The following is a 20,767-nucleotide window of genomic DNA, read 5'->3' as shown; positions in this document are numbered from 1 at the left end:
TGCCGAGCCTGCCATGCACGATCTGCTAGCCGATTACCCTCTGCCCAACGGCGCCTACCATGAACTGCTCGACGCCAAGGGCAACGTGCGCGCGCACTGGCGCCGTCTTTACGAGCAACTGGCACGCAGCCGCCCCGAGCACCTGGCGCAGCGCGAAGCCATGCTGGCGCGGCAGATCCAGGAGAATGGCGTTACCTACAACGTCTACGCCGACCCCGATGGCGCCGACCGGCCGTGGGAGCTGGACCTGCTACCCAACCTGATTGCGGCTGACGAGTGGCAGCAGATCGCCGCTGGTGTGGCGCAGCGCGCGACCCTGCTCAACCGCGTGCTGGCCGACCTCTATGGCCCGCAGAAACTGATCGCCGAAGGGCTGTTGCCCACCGAACTGGTATTCGGCCATAACAACTTCCTCTGGCCGTGCCAGGGCATGCAGGCGCCGGGCGGCACCTGGCTGCACCTGTATGCAGTGGATCTGGCCCGGGCGCCGGACGGCCGTTGGTGGGTCACCGCCGACCGCACCCAGGCACCGTCCGGGGCCGGCTATGCGCTGGAGAACCGGCAGATCGTCTCGCGCGCCTTCCCCGAACTGTACCGCGACCTGCGCGTGCAGTACCTGGCCGGTTTCTTCCGTACCCTGCAGGACACCCTGGCGCGTCAGGCCCCAAGCGGCGGCGAAACACCGCTGGTGGTGCTGCTGACGCCGGGGCGCTTCAACGAAAGCTATTTCGAACACCTGTACCTGGCGCGCCAGCTGGGCTATCCGCTGGTCGAAGGCAGCGACCTGACCGTGCGCGACGCCACCCTCTACCTCAAGACCCTGGCCGGCCTGCGCCGCGTGCATGCAGTGCTGCGCCGCCTCGACGACGACTACTGCGACCCGCTGGAGCTGCGCACCGACTCCGCCCTCGGCGTGCCTGGCCTGCTCGAAGCCGTGCGCCGTGGCCGCGTGCTGGTGGCCAATGCCCTGGGCAGCGGTGTATTGGAATCGCCCGGCCTGCCGGGCTTTCTGCCGGCGATCAGCGAGCACCTGCTCGGAGAGGAACTCTTGCTGCCATCGATTGCCAGCTGGTGGTGCGGCGAGCCGCCGGTGCTGGACGAGGCGCTGGAAAAGCTCGACGAATTGCTGGTGCGCCCGGCCTTTCCCTCGCAAAGCTTTATGCCGGTGTTTGGCCGCGATCTCGACGAGGCGCAGCGCGCCAGGCTGGCTGAACGCCTGCAGGCACGCCCCTACGCCTATGTCGCGCAAGCGCGGGCCAAGCTGTCACAGGCACCGGTGTGGGATGGCAGCGGTTTGCAGCCACGGGCCATCGGTATGCGCGTGTTCGCCGTGGCCAGTGCCGATGGCTACCGGGTGATGCCCGGGGGCCTGACCCGCGTGGCCGCAGAGGCCGATGCCGAGGTGGTGTCGATGCAGCGCGGCGGGGCGAGCAAGGACACCTGGGTGCTCGGCACGCGGCAGAGCGTCGGCGAGCCCTGGCAGACGCAACGCACCATAGGGACTGCCGACCTGGTGCGCAGCGACCCCTTCCTGCCCTCGCGCGTGGTGGAGAATCTTTACTGGTTCGGTCGTTACGCCGAGCGCTGCGAGGGCAATGCGCGCCTGCTGCGCATCATGCTGGCGCGCTACGTCGATGACGATGACGACCCGCAGGCGCTGCAGAGCGCGCTGGCGCTGGCGCAGGAATTGGGCCTGCTGGCAGATCCCGAAGAGGGCGAGCTGGCGGCGCGTCTGCTGCAGGCGCTGCTCGGCAGCGACTGGCCGGCTAGTCTGCGCTCCAACCTGCAACGCTTGCAGTGGGCTGCTGGCAGCGTGCGTGGCAAGCTGTCCCAGGCCAACTGGCAGGCGCTGGTGGAGTTGCAGCGCGAGGCGCAGTTGCTGGAAGGCCAGCCGGCCGACTTCGGCGAGCTGCTGGATTTTCTCAACCGCCTGCTGATGTCGCTGGCGGCGCTGTCCGGTTTTGCCCTCGACGATATGACCCGCGACGACGGCTGGCGCTTTCTCATGCTCGGCCGCTATATCGAGCGTTTGCAGTTTCTCTGCGACAGCTTCGCCGGCTTCCTGCGCAGCGGTTCGGCCACCGACCAGTCGGCGCTGGAGTGGTTGCTGGAACTGGGCAACAGCAGCATCACCTACCGCACCCGCTACCTGGCCTCGGCGCAGTTGATCCCGGTACTCGACCTGCTGCTGCTCGATGAGCAGAACCCGCACGCCGTGATCTTCCAGATGCGTACCCTGCTGCGCTCGCTGGAAGGTCTCAACGAGCGTTTCGAGCTGCCGGCCGAGCGCTACCTGGTCTATCTGGAACAGCAACTCGCCGCCTTCAGCCTGACCAGCCTGGAGAACCCGCTGTTCGGCCCCGGCAGCACGCGGGCGGTGCTCGAAGGTCTGGCCGATATGCTGGTGGCCATCAGCGAGGCCGCCGGCGCGGTATCCGATCATCTCGGGCTGCGTTTCTTCGCCCATGTCGATGTCAGCCAGCGGACGCAATCCTCATGAGCAGCGCGTCGTATCAGGTGCTTCACGACACCCATTACCGGTACTCGGCGCCGGTTTCCCTGGCGCAACAACTGGCGCACCTGTGGCCGCGCGAATGCCCCTGGCAGCGTTGTCATGAACGGGAGCTGCGCATCGATCCGGCGCCCTGTCAGCGTCGTGACGGTCTGGACGTATTCGGCAACCCGCTGACCCGCCTGGTGTTCGAGCGCCCGCACGAGGCGCTGGTGGTCAGCGCACGGCTGCGCGTCGAGGTGCTCACGCGTGCGCCGCTGGACCTGGACGACTCGCCGAACTGGGAGGCTGCATGCGCCGCGCTCAGCTACAGCGGCAAACGGATGGAGCCTGCGTTGCTGGAGGCGGCACGCTACCGCTTCGAGTCGCCTTACGTGCGTCTCAAGCAGGTGTTCGCCGACTACGCCGACGATTGCTTCACGCCGGGGCGCCCGTTGCTGCAGGCGTGCCAGGCGCTGATGCAGAAGATCTTCGATGAGTTCAGCTTCGATGCCGAAGCCACTCAGGTGGCGACGCCGCTGCTGCAGGTACTGGAGGAAAAGCGCGGGGTCTGCCAGGACTTCGCCCACCTGATGCTCGCCTGTCTGCGCTCGCGCGGCCTGGCGGCGCGTTACGTCAGCGGCTACCTGCTGACCCAGCCACCGCCCGGCCAGCCGCGCCTGATCGGCGCCGACGCCTCGCATGCCTGGGTGTCGCTGTATTGCCCGCGTCAGGGCTGGGTGGATTTTGACCCAACCAACAACGTGCGCCCGGCACTGGAGCACATCACCCTGGCCTGGGGCCGGGATTTCTCCGATGTGTCGCCGTTGCGTGGGGTGATCCTGGGGGGCGGCAGCCACGACCCGGACGTGCAGGTGACGGTGCTGCCGCTGGGATGAGAGTCGTGGGAGGCTGCGACAGGCGCATCTCCCACGGTTAGTTGCGGCCTTAGTCGACCAGCTTCACGCTGCCTTTCATCAGCGAGTAGTGGCCGGGGAAGGAGCAGAAGAAGCTGTAATCCTCGCCTGCCGCCAGCTTGCTGACGTCGAAGGTCACCGACGTGCTTTCGCCGCCGCCGATCAGATCGGTGTGGGCGATCACACGCTCGTCACCGGCCTTGATGTAGCTGGCGTCCGGGCCGGCAGGAATGCCCTCGGTGGCCACGGCGGGCATGTCGGCGGTCTTGCTCAGCACCCAGTTGTGGCCCATGGCGGTCTTGGGCAGTGAGCCTGCGTGCTTGAGATTGACCGTGAAGGTCTTGCAGCTCTTGCTGATGGAGATGGCCTGGGTGTTGAAGGTCATCTGGTCGGTCGATTCGACGTCCACCGAGCATTCGGCAGCGAGTAGTGGTGTGCTGGCCAGGCCAAGCAGTGCCATCAGAGCAACGTTACGCAGCATCTTTGAAGCCTCCAGATTCTGAATTTCCGGTCAGGTCTGAAGAGATTCGCACAGCTTAGGGGACTTATGGATGCGACCGAACGCCACGCCTGGTTATCCAGAAAAGCTGTGGATAATTCTGTGGGGAAGCTCTGCAATGCTAGTCCCAGGCCTGGTCTCGCGGGCTTTCCGGGTATCTGCTCAGCTTTTGCCCAGGCGGTTTGATCTTCACTGAAAAATGCTTTGAAATGAATTGCTTGAGCAAGAGGTCAAGGCTTTTGCGCGTCTCTGGAAAGCCACTGGCCGGTTATCCACGAAAGATGTGGAGCAAGCTGTGGATAAGCTTTCGGCAAGCCAGCCTCGCCTGCGCCCGGCAAGGGGCGCAGACGATTGATGAGAAAATGAGCGATCTTAATGAACCGGTTTTTTGCGTAGCGCCTGCCACAGACCTGTGGCGAGGCTGACCAGCGGTACGCTGAGCAAGCCGGCGACGATGCCCAGCAGGGCATTGAGCAGCGTCGGCACCATGGCCGAGAGCAGATGGCCGGCATCGCGCGCGACCCATTCGGCGGCGTGATGCACGGCGCTTTCCACAGGCGGCAGGCCATGACTGAGAATGCCGCCGCCGACCATGAACATGGCTGCGGTGCCGATCACCGACAATGCCTTCATCAGCCAGGGGGCCAGGCGCAGGATGCCGCGACCGCAAGCCTGGGCGAAGACGCTGGTGCGTTGGCTGAGGTAGAGCCCGGCGTCGTCCAGCTTGACGATGCCGGCCACCAGGCCATAGACGCCCACGGTCATCAGCAGGGCGATGCCGCTGAGCACCAGCACCTGATTGAGGAAACTGGCGGCGGCGACGGTGCCCAGGGTGATGGCGATGATCTCGGCCGACAGCACGAAGTCGGTACGCACCGCGCCACGGATCTTGTCGCGCTCGAATGCCACCAGATCCACCTGCGCATCGGCGATGGCCTTCAGGTGCGCCTGTTGTTCGTCATCCTCTTGCTTGTGCAGCAGTTTGTGGATCAGCTTCTCGGCGCCTTCGTAGCAGAGGAACAGACCACCGAGCATCAGCAGCGGCACCACCAGCCAGGGCGCGACAGCGCTGATCAGCAGTGCGGCTGGCACCAGGATCGCCTTGTTGACCAGCGAACCCTTGGCCACGGCCCAGACGACCGGCAGTTCGCGGTCCGCCTTGACGCCGGTGACCTGCTGGGCATTGAGCGCGAGGTCGTCGCCCAACACGCCTGCGGTCTTGCGCGCGGCGATCTTGGTCATGGTGGCGACGTCGTCGAGTACGCTGCTGATATCGTCGATCAGGGCGAGCAGGCTGCTTCCGGCCATGTTGCGGCTTCCGTGAGAGAGAGAGAAGTCGCAGAGCGTAGCATTGTGTTACATGTCTGCGTATAGGCTCAGTCCGGCGAGCGATCCACCCACTTCGGCGCTGCGCTGGGGCGCCACTCGCTGAGGGCGTCGAGCAGGTTCTGCGGGCTGCTTGCAATCTGCAGCATCTCGCGGTGCTGCGGGCGAACGAAGCGTTCGGCAACCAGGTGATCGAGGAAGTCGCCGAGCTTGCTGTAGAAACCGTTCACCTCCAGCAGGCCCAGCGGTTTGGCGTGGTAGCCCAACTGGCCCCAGGTCCATACCTCGAACAGCTCTTCCAGGGTGCCGAGGCCGCCGGGCAGGGCGATGAAGGCGTCTGACAGCTCGGCCATGCGCGCCTTGCGTGCATGCATGCCATCCACCACTTCCAGGCAGGTCAGGTTGCGGTGGCCGATCTCGGCGCGCTCCAGGCTTTGCGGGATGATGCCGATCACTTCGCCACCGGCGTTCAGCGCTGCATCGGCGACCACACCCATCAGGCCGACCGCGCCACCGCCGTAGATCAGGCGAATGCCGCGCTGGGCCAGGTGCTGGCCGAGCGCTTCGGCAGCTTCGCGGTAGACGGGACTGGCGCCAGGGCTGGCACCACAGAAGACACAGACGCTATGCAGGGACATGGACGGATTCCTTGGCTGAGTGCGCCAAGGGTAACCAGCCGCTGCGTTCCGACCAAGCGTCAGTGCCGCGTATCAATGCCGCAGGTGGCGCAGGCGTAGCTGGCAAGTAGTGGTTTGAGCAGGTCGTTGAGGTACATGGCGCGACTTCCTGACGCAGGGACATGTGGATCAGGCTAGTCCCGTTGCTGGCAGCGCGCCGTTAGATTGTCTCGATGATGGCGATAGCCGCAGCGCGATCAGACCAGCTCCAGCGCGCTCATCCCGGCCAGACCCAACAGCACCACACCACAGGCTGCGTAGGTCAGGCGATGCCAGAGCAGCGACGCGGCGCGGCGAAACCAGTCCACCAGACCGGCGCAGATGAAGCACCAGAGCAGCGAAGAAACCATGAAGCCGGCGAAGAACACCGCCAGGTGCGTCGGCGTTGGCTGAGCGACGCCGATGGCTGCCATCGCCCCGCCCATGGCGGCCCAGTAGACTATGTTCTGCGGGTTGGTCAGCGACAGCGCAGCGCCCGCGGCGAAGGCACTGCCGGCGGCGACCTGACCATCGTCGCTGGGTTGCGGCGGGCGATGGGCGTCGCGCAGTGACTGATAACCGAGCCAGGCCAGGTAGAGCGCGCTGGCCAGCGTCAGCGGATAGCGAATCTGTGCGCTGTCGAGCAGCAGCGCCAGGCCGGTCAGGCCCAGGGCGGCCCAGGTGGCGTCGCCCACCAGCGAACCGATCTGTACCAGCAAGGCAGGTTTGTAGCCGTCACGCAGCCCACGGCGCAGGGTTTCGCTGAACACGGCACCCGGCGCGGCGTTGAAGACGAAGCCGAGGAGCATGGCGGCGAGGAAGAAGCTGAACATGGAGTGTCCTTACAAGGGGAGGCAGGGAAGCCTGATGTCATAGCAGGTGGCGTGCCAGACACTGATAATAAAGTTTTCCACGGGGGCTGTGGGTATCTCTGTGGGTAAGCTGGTGGTGCTCGTCTGCCGGCCTCGCCATGCGTCGTTAAGGCCGCACTGACGAATATTTGAGCAGCGGGATTTTTCCTTTGTGCACAGGGGGTTGACAATTTCAAAGGCGTTTTCCGGGCGGCTGTGTGGTTGTCCACGATGTCTGTGGATAGTTTTGTTGGTAAGCGCTGTAAGCTTTGCTGTAGGTCCCATGTGGCTTGGGTCTCAGCGCTTCGTTCGTTTTTTGAGCAGCGCCAGGTGACGGCCGTTTCGACAAGGATAAGGTGCGGATTGTCCAGCGTTTTCTGGGTGCGCCTCCAGGAGGCAACAGGTTATCCCCGGGTTTTGTTGGCAGCTCTGTGGATAAGCTGGTGGTAAAACCATGGAGCGCCTGTCAGGCCTGGCTACCATGCAAGTGGCGAGTTGCTCGCCATCACTGTGGCTGTAACGCGCTGAGCTGCGTCGGGCGGCCGAGCAGTTGCAAGGCCCGATCCGGGTAATCGGTGACCAGAGCGTTGGCGCCCATTTCCAGCAATCGCCGCATTTCCGGCTGCTCGTTGATCGTCCACAGCTGTACGTGCAAACCCCGCGCCTGTGCATTACGTATCAGACGCGCGGTGGCCAGGGTCAGGCCGCTATGCTGGGGAGGCATCTGCAGCACCGGATAGGAGGGCGACAGCAGGTCGCTCAGTCCCAGCCAGTTCAGCGCCAGCAACAGGCGCACCGAAACCGGTCCGGCCGAGGTGGCGACCTCCGGGCAGAGCTCACGAAAGCGCTTGAGGCTGCGCTCATGAAAGCTGCCGACGATGACCCGATCGAGTTGGTCATAAGCCGCCAGCATTTCGCAGAGCACGGCTTCCATGCCGACATCGGGCACCTTGATTTCGAGCACCTTGGGGATCAATGGGAAGCGCTCGAACACCTCTTCCAGCGCGGCGATGCGCGTGCCCTGGCCACGGTAGGGATAGCTCTGGCCGCCATCGGCCGTCCATTTGTAGCCGGCATCGAGCGCTTGCAGTTCGGCGAGGCTGAAGTGCGCGACCGCGCCCTGGCCATTGGTGGTGCGTTCCAGGGTTTCATCATGGATCACCACCAGCTTGGCGTCCTGACTCAGGTGCAGATCCATCTCTAGCATGTCGACGCCGAGGGCAGTGGCGCGCTCGAAGGCGAACAGGGTGTTCTCCGGCCACAGCCCCTTGCCGCCGCGATGGGCGATCACCAGGGGGCGTTCGCCGAGGTCTTCGAGCACTGCAGGCAGGCTCGCCGGACGGCTGGTCAGCGTGAGCACCAGCACGATGACGCCGATCAGCAGCAGCGGGACGAGCAGAAATCGGGTGAAGCGCAGCATGGGCCGGGTCTCGAGAGCGGTTCGGGACTTTGTGCCCCAGCGCAGGGGCGTTGGCAAGTGCAACGGCAAACGCCGGTAGCGCGCCGCTACCGGCAGTGCCTGCGATGTCGGCGTCGACATCGGTGCGCATGGCGTACCCTACGCGCTGAGGTAGGGTGCGCCGCGCGCACCGCGGGTGTCCTGGAACGATAGGATCGTCCCTGGGAATTGTCGGCGCTTAGCTGGCCAGCAGCCAGGCACCGGTGACTGCCGACGCAGCACCAGCGATGCGTACCAGCGGCGCCGCCGCTTGCGGCAGAAAGCGCACCAGGGCGAAACCGATGGCGTGCAGCGCGGCGGTGGCGACGATGAAGCCGACGGCATAACCGAAGGGGCTGGCCAGATCCGGCAGCTCCAGGCCGTGGGCGACGCCGTGGGTAAGGGCGAAGATGGCGGTCAGGGCAACGGATACCACCATCGGCAGACGAGCAGCCACGGCCACCAGCAGACCGAAGGCCAGCACCGAACCGGCAATGCCGGTTTCCATCAGCGGGATTTCCACGCCGGCGAAGCCGAGAAGGCCGCCCACCAGCATGCTGCCGACGAAGGTCACAGGCAGCGCCCAGCGCGCCGCGCCGCTCTGCTGGGCGGCCCACAGGCCGACGGCGAACATCGCCAGCAGGTGATCCAGGCCGAACACCGGATGGGCCAGGCCGGCCATGATCCCGGAGTCGCCATGCCCAGGGTGGGCGAAGGCCAGCGCCGGGGTGCAGAACAGGGCGATGGCGTAGAGGGTTTTGCGCAGATTCATGAGTATCTCCTTGAATGGGGAATCAGGCCGCCGTGAGCATGCCCTGGCGTTCGATGAAGGCGATGATCTCGTCGAGACCCTGGCCGATTTTCTGGTTGCTGAAGACGAAAGGTTTGTCGCCGCGCATCTTCAGGGTGTCGCGCTCCATCACCTCCAGGGAGGCGCCGACCAGAGGCGCCAGATCGACCTTGTTGATCACCAGCAGGTCGGACTTGCAGATACCGGGGCCGCCCTTGCGCGGCAGCTTGTCGCCGGCGGACACGTCGATCACGTACAGGGTCAGGTCCGACAGCTCGGGGCTGAAGGTGGCCGACAGGTTGTCACCACCGGATTCGACGATGATCAGGTCCAGACCGGGGAAGCGGCGGTTGAGCTGCTCGACCGCCTCCAGGTTGATCGAGGCGTCTTCACGAATGGCGGTGTGCGGGCAGCCGCCGGTTTCCACGCCGATGATGCGTTCGGGCTCCAGGGCCTCGTTGCGCACCAGGAACTGGGCGTCTTCCTGGGTGTAGATGTCGTTGGTGACCACGGCGATGTTGTAGCGCTCGCGCAGGGCGCGGCACAGGGCCAGGGTCAGGGCGGTCTTGCCGGAACCGACCGGGCCGCCGATGCCGACACGCAGGGGTTGGCTGTTCATTTCTGAGTTCCTCGTCAGGAGCGGAAGAGACGCGAGTACTGGCGCTCGTGCGCCATGCTCGCCAGGGTCAGGCCGAAGGCGGCGCTGCCCCAGTGTTCGGGGGAAAGGGTGGCCGCCTGCTGCTGGGCGGCATCGAGTTGCGGCAGCAGGCGGCTGGTCAGGCGCTGGGCGGCCTGTTGGCCCAGTGGCAGCACTTTCATCAACACCGCCAGCTGATTTTCCAACCAACCCCAGAGCCAGGCGGCCAGGGCATCGTCCGGGCTGATCTGCCAGGCGCGTGCGGCCAGCGCCCAGGCCAGGGCCAGGCCGGGTTCGTTCGGGGTTGCAAGTGCTTCGCGCGCCGCCTCGTCCAGCTCGGGCAGGCCTTCGAGCAGTTGCCGCAGCGAATAACCCATCTGCCGGCTCTCCAAGGCCAGCTCGCGGGTTTCACGACTGGCGCGGTGCTGTTCGGCCAGCGCCTGCAGGTGCGACCAGTCGCCCTCGTGCGCAGCGCGGCAGTGAGCCAGCAGCAGTGGTGCTTCGAAGCGGGCGAGGTTGAGCGTCAGTTGATCGGCCAGCCAGCGTTCGGCGCCTGCGGCATCAGTGATCAGGCCACTGTCGATGGCCCATTCCAGGCCCTGCGAGTAGCTGTAGCCGCCAATCGGCAACTGCGGGCTGGCCAGGCGCAGCAATGCCCAGGCGGGTTTCATGAACTGGCCCCGATACGCGCGGGCGACGGCGCTTGGCTCACTTGCGCACACCGAACTGGTGCAGGCGCGGGCCGTAGTTGAATTCTTCATCGCCGTGATGGGAATGGTGATGGCCGCCGCCGTAGGCACCTTGCTCGGGCTGATAGGGCGCTTCGATGGCTTCGACCGTGGCACCGAGCTGTTCGAGCATGGCCTTGAGCACGTAGTCGTCAGGCAGGCGCAGCCAGCCCTCGCCCAGTTGCAGGGCGACATGGCGGTTGCCCAGGTGGTAGGCGGCACGCATCAACTCGAACGGGCTGGCGCAGGTGACATGCAGCAGCGGCTCGGCCTTGGCCCGGATGCGCACGATGCGTCCGTCCCTGGCCTGCAGGCATTCGCCGTCGGCCAGTGCGGGCTGGCCTCGCTCGAGAAACAGGCCGACCTCCTCACCGCTGGTGGTGAAACAGCGCAGGCGGCTTTTGCTGCGTGCTTCGAAGGTCAGTTCCAGTTCGGCGTCGTAGGTATTGTGCGGCGCGATTCGGGCGTGGATCACCAGCATCTGTGTTTATTCCGGGGCAATGTGCCCGGAAATAGTGCAAGTGGCTTGCCAAGGCTGGAGAGTGGCGCAAGGCAGCGCATTTCTGCGTGCTGTGGATAACTTGGCGCAGTAGTCAGGATTTATTTGGTGCGTTTTTTCTGTGCGCGCACGGTTGTGGTGCGTGCTACTCGGAGGGCTTGCCCAGGCCCAGCCAGTGCTTGCCACCGACCATGATGAAGCGCAGTTGCTGGATGACCTTGGCCTCTGCCGTGAGGTGCGCCGGCAAGGTTTCGGCGGGCGGATCGATCAGTTCGGGCAAGGTGGCGAATACCGTCTTCACCACCAGATCCGACACCACGTCGAGCGCTGCATCGTCGAGGTGCGGCATGCGGTTCATCAGCTTGAGGTCGGCGGCCAGGTCGCTGGTGATGCGCTCGCGCAGGGCCGCAACGGCCTGGCGCACCGGTTGCGAGCCGCCGTACTGCTCGCGGGCGAGGAACAGGAACTGAGCGCGATTGGCGGCCACTTCGGCGAGGAAGATCCGCACCGAGGCGTCGATCATGCCGCGCATCTCGAACTCATGACGGCGCACCTGGCGGATCGCCGCACGGAAGGTTTCGCCCACCTCTGCCACCAGCGCCAGGCCCAGTTCGTCCATGTCGGCGAAGTGGCGATAGAAACCGGTAGGCACGATACCGGCGACGCGCGTCACCTCGCGCAGGCTCAGGCTGCCAAAGCCGCGCCCGCTCTCCATGAGGGTGAGGGCGGCGTCCATCAGGGACTGGCGAGTCTGCTGCTTCTGTTCGGCGCGTGGCGTCATGCGAAATCGGGTCATTGAGCGATGCCGCACTCTAGCAAATGCGCGGCGCCAGCGTCGAACCGTGCGAAGGTGTTTCGGTGAACGACTGTTGACTGAAATGCAGGCTATCTGTCAGTGTTGTGAACAAGTGTTCACTGGGTTTTTCTGATGGCTCTGCTTTCCCTGTCATTGGCGCGGCATGCTGCGGGTTGTCTGCAACCGCTGCGCCGGCTCTGTGCGGCCGGCTGGCTACGCGAGGCGGATATCGATCTGTGCTTGCGCTTGCTACACCCGGCGCTACGCCTCAACCGCATCTTCGCCAGGGTCGAGGCGCGTCGTTGGGTGGCCGACGACATGCTGGCACTGCAACTGCGCTGCAATGGCAATGCGCGGGACTGGCGAGCCGGGCAGCATGTCCAGGTTTATCTGGAGCAGGACGGTGTGCGCCACGGACGCAGTTACAGCCTGACGTCGGTGGCAGCCGACGGGCGTATCGAGCTTGCGATCAAGCGTCAGCCGGGCGGGCGCCTGTCCAATCTGCTGCTCGATCATCTGGAAGTGGCTAAGGTGATCGAGCTGGGTCAGGCATTTGGCGAGTTCGCCTGGCCGCAGGAGCAGGACGCCGTGTTGCTGTTGGCGGCCGGCAGCGGCATCACGCCGTTGCTCGGTTTGTTGCGTGATGCACTGGCGCGTGGCTTTTCTGCGCCGGTGACGCTGCTGCATCAGGTCCGTCGTCACGGCCAGCAGGCCTTTGCCGAGGAGCTGCAGGCGCTGGCTGCGCGCCACGCCAACTTCCAGGTGCGCTGGGTCTTCAGTGCCGAGTCTGGTGGCCGGCTGACGGCCGATCACATCGCTGCCCTGCCTGCCGAACACCTGCTGGTATGCGGCCCGCGCGGTTTCGTCGACACGGCGCGCGGCTGGTGGCGCGATGCCGGGCGCGGCACCAGCCTGCAGTCGGAAAGTTTCAGCCCGTTGCCGGTACTGGCCGAGCAGCAGGCACCCGAGGTGCGCCTGAGCTTTGCCCGCAGCCGCCAGCAGGCACTGGGTAACGGCAACGCCAGCCTGCTGGAGCAGGCCGAAGCCAATGGTTTGCGTCCAGCCCATGGCTGTCGCCAGGGCATCTGCGCCAGCTGCACCTGCCTGCTGCTGGCCGGCACGGTGCGTGATCTGCGTAGCGGTGAGCTGTTCGCCGAACCCAATCAACCCATACGTCCATGCGTCAGCGCCCCATATGGGGACGTGGAGGTCGACCTGTGAGCAATCGTCCTGATCGTGAGTTGACCCATGCCGAGCTCGAAGCCTTCGGTCAGGAGTTGGACGCGTTGCGTCAGCGCACCCTGGCCGACCTGGGCGAAGCCGATGCGCGCTATATCCGCCGCGTGCGTGGCGTGGTGCGTCTGTGCTGCTGGAGTGGCCGTGCGCTGCTGATGTGCGGTTGGTTCCCGCCGACCTGGCTGCTCGGCACGTTCTTGCTGGGGCTGGGCAAGATCCTCGAGAACATGGAGCTGGGCCACAACGTGATGCACGGCCAGTACGACTGGATGAACGATCCGGAATTTGCTGGCCGCCAGTACGAATGGGACATCGTCGGCCCCGCCGATTTCTGGCGGCACACCCATAACCACGTGCATCACACCTACACCAACGTGCTGGGCATGGACGATGACGTCGGTTATGGCGTGGTGCGCCTGTTTCCCGAACAGCGCTGGAAGCCGTTCTATCGCTGGCAGCCGCTGTGGGTGACGATTCAGGCGCTGCTGTTCCAGTACGCAGTGGCGATCCAGCACCTGCGCCTGGACAAGCTGGTGAAAGGCCGCATCAGCAAGGAAGAGGTGCGTCCGCTGGCGCGTCAGTTCGGTGCCAAGCTGGCGCGGCAGTGGGGCAAGGACTATCTGCTGTTTCCGCTGCTGGCCTTGCTGTTCGGTGCCAATGCCCTGGCTGTGCTGGCGGGCAATCTGGTGGCCAACCTGCTACGCAATCTGTGGACCTTTCTGGTGATCTTCTGCGGCCATTTCACCGAGAAGGCGGCGGTGTTTGCACCCGAAGTATTGGTAGGGGAGACGCGTGGGCACTGGTACCTGCGCCAACTGCGCGGTTCGAGCAACCTCTCCGGTGGGCCGTTGCTGCATATCCTGACCGGCAACCTCAGCCATCAGATCGAGCATCACCTGTTCCCGGATCTGCCCGCACGGCGCTATGCCGAACTGGCGCGTGAGGTGCGCCTGATCGCCGAGCGCTATGGCCAGCATTACAACTGCGGCACCTTGTGGGGGCAGTTCTCGACTGTGCTGCGGCGTATCTGGATCTACCGGCTACCCTCTGCAGGGATGGCGTGACTCGCCTGCAAATCACGGGCATGAAAAAGCCCGACGTTTGCCGGGCTTGGGGATGTTGCAATAGCGCTTAAGCCGTGCGGCCTCGTTGCTCGATCAGGCGATCGGAGCCGCCTTCGGCCAGCTGGACGCGCTGAGCGCCAGGGGTACGGTCGTAACCATCTGCGGCCAGCTGAACACGCTGAGCCCCCGGGGTACGCTCATAGCCACCCTCTACCAGTTGGATGCGTTGGCTGCCGGGGGTGCGGTCAGAACCGTCTTCAGCCAGCTGGATGCGCTGGGCGCCCGGGGTGCGGTCGGAGCCGTCTTCGGCGAGCGGTGCGATGGGTTGCTGTTGTACCTGGCTGTCCTTGGCTTCGCCCACCAGCGGGAAGGGCGCGCTGCTCGAGGCGGCGAATGCGGTGGTGGTGATCAGGCTAAGGGCCAGAGTGGCGAGGGTCAGTTGCGCTTTCATGTCGATGTCTCCTTGGGGAGTAATAAGTGGCGTCGGAGTCAATTCTTGAGGACATGGGCGCAGATAAGAACTTGACTGGCCTGATAGTGAACATCGACTCCCTCAATACTCGATTGGGAGGCTCTATCTCGGTGCTTGTGGCCGGGCGTCAAGCGTCGCGGCGAATGTTCAGCGAAGCATCGCGCCGAATGCCGGGCGCGCGTATGCTTGGCGACCCTTGCGGGTCGTGCTCGATCCGTCTTCTTCTGCAGTTCCCTGGAGGCAGGCTCAGCAATGCTCGCGGCACAGGCAATCTTGCCGATCTTCGCTCTGATCGTTCTCGGCTATCTGCTCGGCTGGCGCCAGTGGCTCACCAGCGAGTCGGCGGCCGGCTTGGCCAACATCACCTTCAAGCTGTTCATGCCGACGCTGCTGTTCGCCGGTATCGCCAAGGCATCGCTGGCCGAAGGCCTGTCGCCGATGCTGCTGTTGGCCTATTACCTGCCGGTGCTGCTGGTGTTCGTTGCGGTCAACGCGCTGGCGCACTGGCGTCGCGGTACGGCGACGCCGCTGGGCTTGGTGGCGGCGTTCTCCAACAACGTGCTGGTGGGCATCCCGCTGATCGCCAGCCTGATGGGCAACGATGGTCTGCTCTACGTGTTCGCCATCCTGGTGTTCCACAGCCTCACGCTGTTTTCCCTGCACAGTTTCTATGCTGCCTTTGGCAGCCAGGAGCGTGTCGACGGTCGCGCGCTGCTGAAGAACCTGGCCAACCCGATGATCATCGGCCTGGGACTGGGCGCACTGCTCAACCTGTCCGGGCTGCAGCTGCCGGACAGTTTGTGGCGGGCAATCACCTGGCTCGGCCAGGCCGCGCTGCCCTGCGCGCTGATCGTGCTCGGCGCCAGCCTGTCGCGTTATCGCCTGCGCCCTACCGGCGAGGCCTGGGGCGTGGCCTTGGCCAAGCTGCTGCTGTTCCCGGCGCTGGTGTGGTGGCTCAGTGGCCTGCTCCCCGGTCTGAACGAGACGGCGCGCAGTGTGCTGGTGCTGCTCGCTGCCTGCCCCAGCGGGGTCAACGTAATGGCCTTTGCCCGTAGCGCGGAGGACAGTCGCAGCGTCAGCGCGGCGATCTCGCTGTCCACGCTGCTGGCGGCGGTTTCACTGCCGTTGTGGATGCTGCTGGTGGGCTTCTGAGCGCATCGCCTGGCGATTCGTCCTTCCGGGCGATAGGCGTAGACGCGGTGCCTGGCTAGCATCGCGCTTCCCGCTCCGTTCAGGACTGCATCGATGAAACGACTCGCCCGCGTGCTGCTCGGCCTGCTGTTGGTGTTCGGGTTGACCCTTGCTGCCTTCGTCGCGCTCAACTGGGCTCCGGATCGCCCGCTGGGCGAACTCACGGCGCGCTGGGCGCCACCGCCTTCGCAGTTCGTCGAGATCGATGGAATGTCGGTGCACCTGCGTGACCAGGGGCGGCGCGATGACCCCGAGCCCATCCTGCTGTTGCACGGTACCTCCGCCAGCCTGCACACCTGGAAGGGTTGGGTAAAAGAGCTGGCCAGGCAGCGTCGCGTGATCAGCCTGGATTTGCCCGGCTTCGGCCTGACCGGGCCATTTCCCGATGGCGATTACCGGGTCGAGCGTTACACGCATTTCCTCCTGGCTCTGCTCGATCATCTGCAGGTGAGCCGTGTAGTGCTGGTCGGCAACAGCTTCGGCGGCCAGTTGGCCTGGCGCTTTGCCCTGGCTCATCCCGAGCGCAGTGCGCGTCTGGTGCTGGTGGATGCTGCCGGCTACCCGCGCAATGCCGAGTCCGTGCCGATAGGCTTTCGTCTGGCCGGCATTCCTGCCTTGGCGCCCGTGATGAGCCGGCTGCTGCCGCGCAGCATGATCGAGTCGAGCGTGCGCAACGTTTATGGCGATCCAGACAAGGTCGATGACGGACTGGTCGAACGTTACTACCAACTGACCCTGCGTGCCGGCAATCGTCAGGCCTTGCGCCAACGCTTCGTCCAGGCTCCCAGCGGCGAGTCGCATGAGCGTATCGGCGAACTCGAATTGCCCACGCTGATCATCTGGGGCGAGCGTGATCGGCTGATTCCTGTGAGCAATGCCGAGCGTTTCGCCGCCGATATCGAGGGCAGCCAGTTGGTGCTGTTCGACGACCTCGGCCACGTGCCCCAGGAAGAGGAGCCGCAGCGCACCGTCGCGGTGCTTGTCAGCTTCCTGGCACGTTGAGGCTCTAGCGCGGTATTTTCCAAGCCTTTGATTTTGTTCGTGGAAGCGCTGGCCGTTAGTGGCTGGCGCGTTTCCTGCTATGGCTCGGCGGGGCGGTTGGCTTTGGCGAATCTTCGTCTAGGCTGACGGGATAACGAACAAGAAAAGCAGGAAACTGCATGCGCAAGGGCATTAGAGCTTTCGTCCGGGTCGTGGACGCATTCAACCTGAGGGTCGGGCGTTTCGCCATGTACCTGATCTTCGCCATGCTGGCGGTGCTCCTGTACTCCTCCATCAGCAAGACCTTCTTCACGCCATCGATCTGGACCCTGGAAAGCGCTCAGTTCCTCATGGTCGCCTACTTCCTGCTCGGCGGTGCCTACTCGATGCAGCTCGACGCCCATGTGCGCATGGACCTGGCCTACAGCGCCTGGTCGCCGCGTACGCGCGCCGTGGTCGATGCCGTCACCGTGCTCATGCTGATCTTCTACCTGGTGATGCTGCTCATCGGCGGCATCTCTTCCACCGAGTACGCCATCGAATACAAGGAGACCAGCTATTCGGCGTGGTCGCCCTACATGGCGCCGATCAAGATCGTCATGTGTTTCGGCATCGTCCTGATGCTGTTGCAGGCGATCGCCACCTTCTTCAAGGACCTGTACGCCGCCCGTGGGGAGACGCTCTGATGAGCTACGAGCTGATCGCGCTTCTGATGTTCTCCTCGATGATGTTGCTGCTGCTCACCGGCAAGCGGGTATTCGGCGCCATCGGCTTCGTCGCTGCAGCTGCTGCGTTGCTGTTGTGGGGCGATGGCGGCTCGGAGATGGCCTTCAGCGCGGCCATGAAACTGATGAAGTGGTACCCGCTGCTGACCCTGCCGATGTTCGTGTTCATGGGCTACATGCTCTCCGAGTCGGGCATCGCCGAAGACCTGTACAAGATGTTCCATGTGTGGATGGGACCGCTGCCGGGCGGTCTGGCCATCGGCACCATCTTCCTGATGGTGGCGATCTCGGCGATGAACGGCCTGAGCGTGGCCGGCATGGCCATCGGCGCCAGCATCGCCTTGCCCGAACTGCTCAGGCGTGGCTACGACAAGATCATGATCACCGGGGTGATTCAGGCGGGCAGTTCGCTCGGTATTCTGATTCCACCCAGTGTGGTGCTGGTGCTCTACGGCATGATCGCGCGCCAGCCGGTGGGGCAGTTGTGGCTGGCCGGGGCCATTCCGGGGCTGATGATGGCCGGCATGTTCATGCTCTACATCGCCATTCGCTGCCGCCTGCAGCCGCATCTCGGCCCACCGCTGGCGCAGGCCGAGCGTGAGCAGATCAGCCTGCAGGAGAAGCTGCGGCTGCTCAGTGCCGGGCTGGTGCCAGTATTCATTTTTCTGTCGATGACCGGGCTGTTCCTGATGGGCTACACCAGCCTGGTGGAAAGCTCGGCCGTCGGTGCCGCCGCAGCGACCCTGGCGGCGCTGTTCAAGGGGCGGTTGAGTGGCAAGGTGATGGAGGAAACGCTGCGCAAGACCCTGGCCATCAGCTGCATGTTCATGTGGATCATTCTCGCCGCGCTGTGCTTCGGCGCGGTGTTCGACGGTCTCGGCGCGGTCAGGGCCATCGAAGGCTTCTTCGTCGACAGCCTGCACCTGGGACCGTGGCAGATTCTCATCCTGATGCAGATCTCGTTCATCCTGATGGGCATGTTCCTCGACGACACCGCCATGCTGGTAATCGTCGCGCCACTCTACATTCCGCTGGTCGGTGCCCTGGGCTTCGACCTGGTCTGGTACGGCGTGCTCTACACCATCACCTGCCAGATCGCCTACATGACCCCGCCGTTCGGCTACAACCTGTTCCTCATGCGGGCGATGGCACCTCCCGAGGTGAGCCTGCGCGACATCTACGTCTCGGTCATACCCTTCGTCTTCATCATGGTCCTGGCGCTGATCCTGGTCATGGTCTTCCCGCAGCTGGCGCTGTGGTTGCCGCACCTGCATTACGGCGGCTGATCAACGGAAATCGGCGCGTGCGCGCGCCAGCAGTCGAGCCGGTTCGTCCGGCCACTGGTAAGGCCGTCAGCTCTGGCGGCATTGAGCGGTTGTATTGCATCTGCATCGACACTATGGAGAGACCAGCATGAATACGAGACGCGATTTCCTCAAGACCGCCGCGGTCACCACCGGGGCCGTCGGCACCGCCAGCCTCGGTTCGTCGCACATCTATGCCGACGAGCCGAAGAAAATCACCTGGCGATTGCAGACCTACGCCGGTGCGGCGTTGGCCGAGCACGTGATCAAACCCTCGATCGACGCCTTCAACAAGGCCGCCAACGGCCAGATGGAGATCCAGCTGTATTTCGCCGACCAGTTGGTGCCGACCGGCGAGCTGTTCCGCGCCATGCAACGCGGCACCATCGATGCGGTGCAGAGTGATGACGACTCCATTGCCGCGCCCGTGGACGTCTCGGTCTTCGGCGGTTATTTCCCCTTCGCCACCCGCTACAGCCTCGATGTGCCGGTGCTGTTCGAGCAATACGGACTCAACGAGATCTGGGCCGAGGCCTACGGCGAGGTCGAGGGCGTCACCTGGCTCGGCGCTGGCGCCTGGGACCCTTGCCACTTCGCCACGGTTGAGCCGATCACCAGGCTCGAACACCTAAAGGGCAAGCGCATCTTCACCTTTCCCACCGCCGGCAAGTTCCTCACGCGCTTCGGCGTGATTCCGGTGACCCTGCCCTGGGAAGACGTCGAGGTGGCGATCCAGACCGGTGAGCTGGATGGCATCGCCTGGTCCGGCATCACCGAGGACTACACCGTCGGCTGGGCCAACGTCACCAAGTACTTCCTGACCAACAACATCTCCGGTGCCTGGTGCGGTTCCTACTTCGCCAACTCGGACAAATGGGCGCAAGTGCCGGAGCACCTCAAGACCCTGTTCAAGCTGTGCATGGACAGCTCCAACTACTACCGCCAGCACTGGTACTGGGGCGGCGAGGCGCAACTGCGGGTCGAAGGCGGCAAGCTGGAACTGACCTCCATCCCGGCCGAGGAGTGGGCCACGGTAGAGGCCGAGGCGTTGAAGTTCTGGGACGAAATCGCCAAGACCAGCCCGCGCTGCGCCAAGGTGGTGGACATCTTCAAGAAGTACAACGCACTGATGGCCAAGGCCGGAGCGCCTTATCGCGGTTGATATTGCCGCCCGCTTGCACCCCGATTGCCCGCCCGCCGCTCAGCCCGGGGGCGGGCAGCGCTGCAGGTTCTCTCGGGCCAGGTCCGTGAATGCCTTGAGCGCGGCAGACGGATTGCGTCGATTGGGGTAGTACAGACACATTTCATCTCTCGGCGGCGTCCAGTCCTGCAGCACCCGCTGCAGGTCTCCAGCGTCGACTTGCGCCTGGACCTCCTGCTCCAGAAAGAGTCCGAGCGCCACATTCGCCTGCACGATGGCCTTGGCCACACTCGGCTCGTCCACGGTGAACCGACCCTCGACATCGAGCCTGAGCACTTCGCCCGCCTGTTCGAAGTACCAGGGATAGATGGCGCCGTTGGGCAGCCGGATGCGCAGGCATTCATGCCGCATCAGATCCGCTGGGTTCTGCGGTTCGCCGTGCTTGGAGAAATACAGCGGCGTCCCCACCACGGCATAGCGCTGTGTCTGGCCCAGTGGGATGGCAATCATGTCATTGGGGATCAGGTTCGATGCGCGCACGCCCAGATCGAAGCCTTCCGCGACGACGTCCACCAGTCGCCCCTCCGTCACCAGATCGATCTGGACGCGCGGGTAGCGGTCGGCAAACTCCAGGACCAGTGGCAGGAGGGCGGTGCGCGCTGCGCTGGCAAATGCGTTGATTCTTATCACGCCAGCAGGTTCTGCGTTGTGCGAGCGAACCGTTTCCAGCGCGCCGCGCAGAGCCTGCAGGGCTGGTTCCACCTGCTCAAGATAGCGGCTGCCCGCCTCTGTCAGCGACACGCTACGTGTGGTGCGATTGAACAGGCGCGTCTGCAGAGTCGCCTCCAGCTTGGCGATGGTGCTGCTCAGCGCAGTGGTGGAAACATTCAGGTCGATAGCTGCCCGGCGAAACGAGGCGCGGCGGGCCACGGCCAGGACGGCCTCCAGCTCATGAAGGGTAAGACGTGAGTCGGACATCGGATTGTCCTTCTATGCGGGATTGGTCATCAGGCTTTGTCCCAATT

21 protein-coding genes are annotated in these 20,767 nt (G+C 64.5%); 9 read left to right on the top strand and 12 right to left on the bottom strand.

Annotated elements, in window-relative coordinates; genetic code table 11:
- The first annotated feature begins 13 nt into the window (after positions 1-13).
- Both ACN0X6_RS13585 and ACN0X6_RS13580 read left to right on the top strand, forming a co-directional pair.
- The gene (locus tag ACN0X6_RS13585) at positions 14-2,500 is read left to right on the top strand and encodes a circularly permuted type 2 ATP-grasp protein (protein WP_417704644.1); all 2,487 of its coding nucleotides are present in this window, start codon (positions 14-16) and stop codon (positions 2,498-2,500) included.
- Entirely contained in the window at positions 2,497-3,390 is an 894-nt protein-coding gene (locus ACN0X6_RS13580) for a transglutaminase family protein (RefSeq protein ID WP_417704642.1), read from the top strand. Before ACN0X6_RS13585 ends, ACN0X6_RS13580 begins: the two co-directional genes overlap by 4 nt.
- Before the next feature lie 49 nt (positions 3,391-3,439).
- On the opposite strand, the gene azu is transcribed toward ACN0X6_RS13580, so the two are convergent.
- The 10 genes from azu to fabR form a co-directional block, all read right to left on the bottom strand.
- Complete coding sequence (gene azu, locus ACN0X6_RS13575; RefSeq protein ID WP_417704640.1) at positions 3,440-3,889, bottom strand: azurin; 450 nt, start codon at positions 3,887-3,889, stop codon at positions 3,440-3,442.
- A 390-nt stretch (positions 3,890-4,279) separates the two neighbouring features.
- A complete protein-coding gene (locus ACN0X6_RS13570) occupies positions 4,280-5,215 on the bottom strand; it encodes a DUF808 domain-containing protein (RefSeq protein ID WP_417704638.1) in 936 nt (311 codons plus the stop codon).
- 68 nt (positions 5,216-5,283) lie between these two features.
- Positions 5,284-5,871, bottom strand: a complete 588-nt coding sequence (locus tag ACN0X6_RS13565) for a TIGR00730 family Rossman fold protein (protein WP_417704636.1) — start codon at positions 5,869-5,871, stop codon at positions 5,284-5,286.
- Between the two features lie 236 nt (positions 5,872-6,107).
- Positions 6,108-6,722, bottom strand: a complete 615-nt coding sequence (locus ACN0X6_RS13560) for a LysE family transporter (RefSeq protein ID WP_417704634.1) — start codon at positions 6,720-6,722, stop codon at positions 6,108-6,110.
- A gap of 523 nt (positions 6,723-7,245) precedes the next feature.
- Complete coding sequence (locus tag ACN0X6_RS13555) at positions 7,246-8,160, bottom strand: glycerophosphodiester phosphodiesterase (RefSeq protein WP_417704632.1); 915 nt, start codon at positions 8,158-8,160, stop codon at positions 7,246-7,248.
- 217 nt (positions 8,161-8,377) lie between these two features.
- Complete coding sequence (locus tag ACN0X6_RS13550; RefSeq protein ID WP_417704630.1) at positions 8,378-8,950, bottom strand: HupE/UreJ family protein; 573 nt, start codon at positions 8,948-8,950, stop codon at positions 8,378-8,380.
- A 22-nt stretch (positions 8,951-8,972) separates the two neighbouring features.
- Complete coding sequence (gene ureG, locus ACN0X6_RS13545) at positions 8,973-9,587, bottom strand: urease accessory protein UreG (RefSeq protein ID WP_417704628.1); 615 nt, start codon at positions 9,585-9,587, stop codon at positions 8,973-8,975.
- Positions 9,588-9,601: 14 nt separating this feature from the next.
- The gene (locus ACN0X6_RS13540) at positions 9,602-10,276 is read right to left on the bottom strand and encodes an urease accessory protein UreF (RefSeq protein WP_417704626.1); all 675 of its coding nucleotides are present in this window, start codon (positions 10,274-10,276) and stop codon (positions 9,602-9,604) included.
- A 37-nt stretch (positions 10,277-10,313) separates the two neighbouring features.
- Positions 10,314-10,814, bottom strand: a complete 501-nt coding sequence (gene ureE / locus ACN0X6_RS13535; protein WP_417704624.1) for an urease accessory protein UreE — start codon at positions 10,812-10,814, stop codon at positions 10,314-10,316.
- A 163-nt stretch (positions 10,815-10,977) separates the two neighbouring features.
- Positions 10,978-11,613, bottom strand: a complete 636-nt coding sequence (gene fabR / locus ACN0X6_RS13530; protein WP_072423248.1) for an HTH-type transcriptional repressor FabR — start codon at positions 11,611-11,613, stop codon at positions 10,978-10,980.
- 147 nt (positions 11,614-11,760) lie between these two features.
- On the opposite strand from fabR, the gene ACN0X6_RS13525 reads away from it, so the two are divergent.
- Together ACN0X6_RS13525 and ACN0X6_RS13520 are read left to right on the top strand one after the other, a co-directional pair.
- The gene (locus tag ACN0X6_RS13525) at positions 11,761-12,849 is read left to right on the top strand and encodes a ferredoxin reductase (protein WP_417704623.1); all 1,089 of its coding nucleotides are present in this window, start codon (positions 11,761-11,763) and stop codon (positions 12,847-12,849) included.
- Entirely contained in the window at positions 12,807-13,928 is a 1,122-nt protein-coding gene (locus ACN0X6_RS13520) for a fatty acid desaturase family protein (RefSeq protein WP_417704621.1), read from the top strand. The genes ACN0X6_RS13525 and ACN0X6_RS13520 overlap by 43 nt, the downstream gene beginning before the upstream one ends.
- A 67-nt stretch (positions 13,929-13,995) precedes the next feature.
- Here the strand turns inward: ACN0X6_RS13520 and ACN0X6_RS13515 are convergent, their stop codons facing one another.
- On the bottom strand, positions 13,996-14,379 hold the full coding sequence (locus ACN0X6_RS13515; protein WP_417704619.1) for a hypothetical protein: 384 nt from the start codon (positions 14,377-14,379) through the stop codon (positions 13,996-13,998).
- 273 nt (positions 14,380-14,652) lie between these two features.
- Here ACN0X6_RS13515 and ACN0X6_RS13510 point away from each other — a divergent pair, with 273 nt between their 5' ends.
- The 5 genes from ACN0X6_RS13510 to ACN0X6_RS13490 all read left to right on the top strand — a co-directional run bounded on the left by ACN0X6_RS13510 (position 14,653) and on the right by ACN0X6_RS13490 (position 19,763).
- Positions 14,653-15,552 carry an AEC family transporter gene (locus tag ACN0X6_RS13510; protein WP_417704617.1) on the top strand — a complete coding sequence of 300 codons (900 nt, stop codon included), beginning with the start codon at positions 14,653-14,655 and terminating at the stop codon, positions 15,550-15,552.
- 93 nt (positions 15,553-15,645) lie between these two features.
- Entirely contained in the window at positions 15,646-16,593 is a 948-nt protein-coding gene (locus tag ACN0X6_RS13505; protein ID WP_417704615.1) for an alpha/beta fold hydrolase, read from the top strand.
- Positions 16,594-16,751: 158 nt separating this feature from the next.
- Entirely contained in the window at positions 16,752-17,258 is a 507-nt protein-coding gene (locus ACN0X6_RS13500) for a TRAP transporter small permease subunit (protein ID WP_417704613.1), read from the top strand.
- Complete coding sequence (locus tag ACN0X6_RS13495) at positions 17,258-18,583, top strand: TRAP transporter large permease (RefSeq protein WP_417704611.1); 1,326 nt, start codon at positions 17,258-17,260, stop codon at positions 18,581-18,583. Before ACN0X6_RS13500 ends, ACN0X6_RS13495 begins: the two co-directional genes overlap by 1 nt.
- A 127-nt stretch (positions 18,584-18,710) precedes the next feature.
- Positions 18,711-19,763 (top strand): twin-arginine translocation signal domain-containing protein, encoded by a 1,053-nt coding sequence (locus tag ACN0X6_RS13490; RefSeq protein ID WP_417704609.1) that lies wholly within the window; start codon positions 18,711-18,713, stop codon positions 19,761-19,763.
- 39 nt (positions 19,764-19,802) lie between these two features.
- Here the strand turns inward: ACN0X6_RS13490 and ACN0X6_RS13485 are convergent, their stop codons facing one another.
- On the bottom strand, positions 19,803-20,720 hold the full coding sequence (locus tag ACN0X6_RS13485; protein WP_417704607.1) for a LysR substrate-binding domain-containing protein: 918 nt from the start codon (positions 20,718-20,720) through the stop codon (positions 19,803-19,805).
- Positions 20,721-20,767 lie beyond the last annotated feature (47 nt).

Origin of the sequence: Pseudomonas sp. (assembly GCF_048269965.1) — a bacterium.
GTDB lineage: Bacteria > Pseudomonadota > Gammaproteobacteria > Pseudomonadales > Pseudomonadaceae > Aquipseudomonas.
Note: the sequence above shows the minus strand (reverse complement) of the source record. Positions and strands in the feature narration are given on the sequence as shown.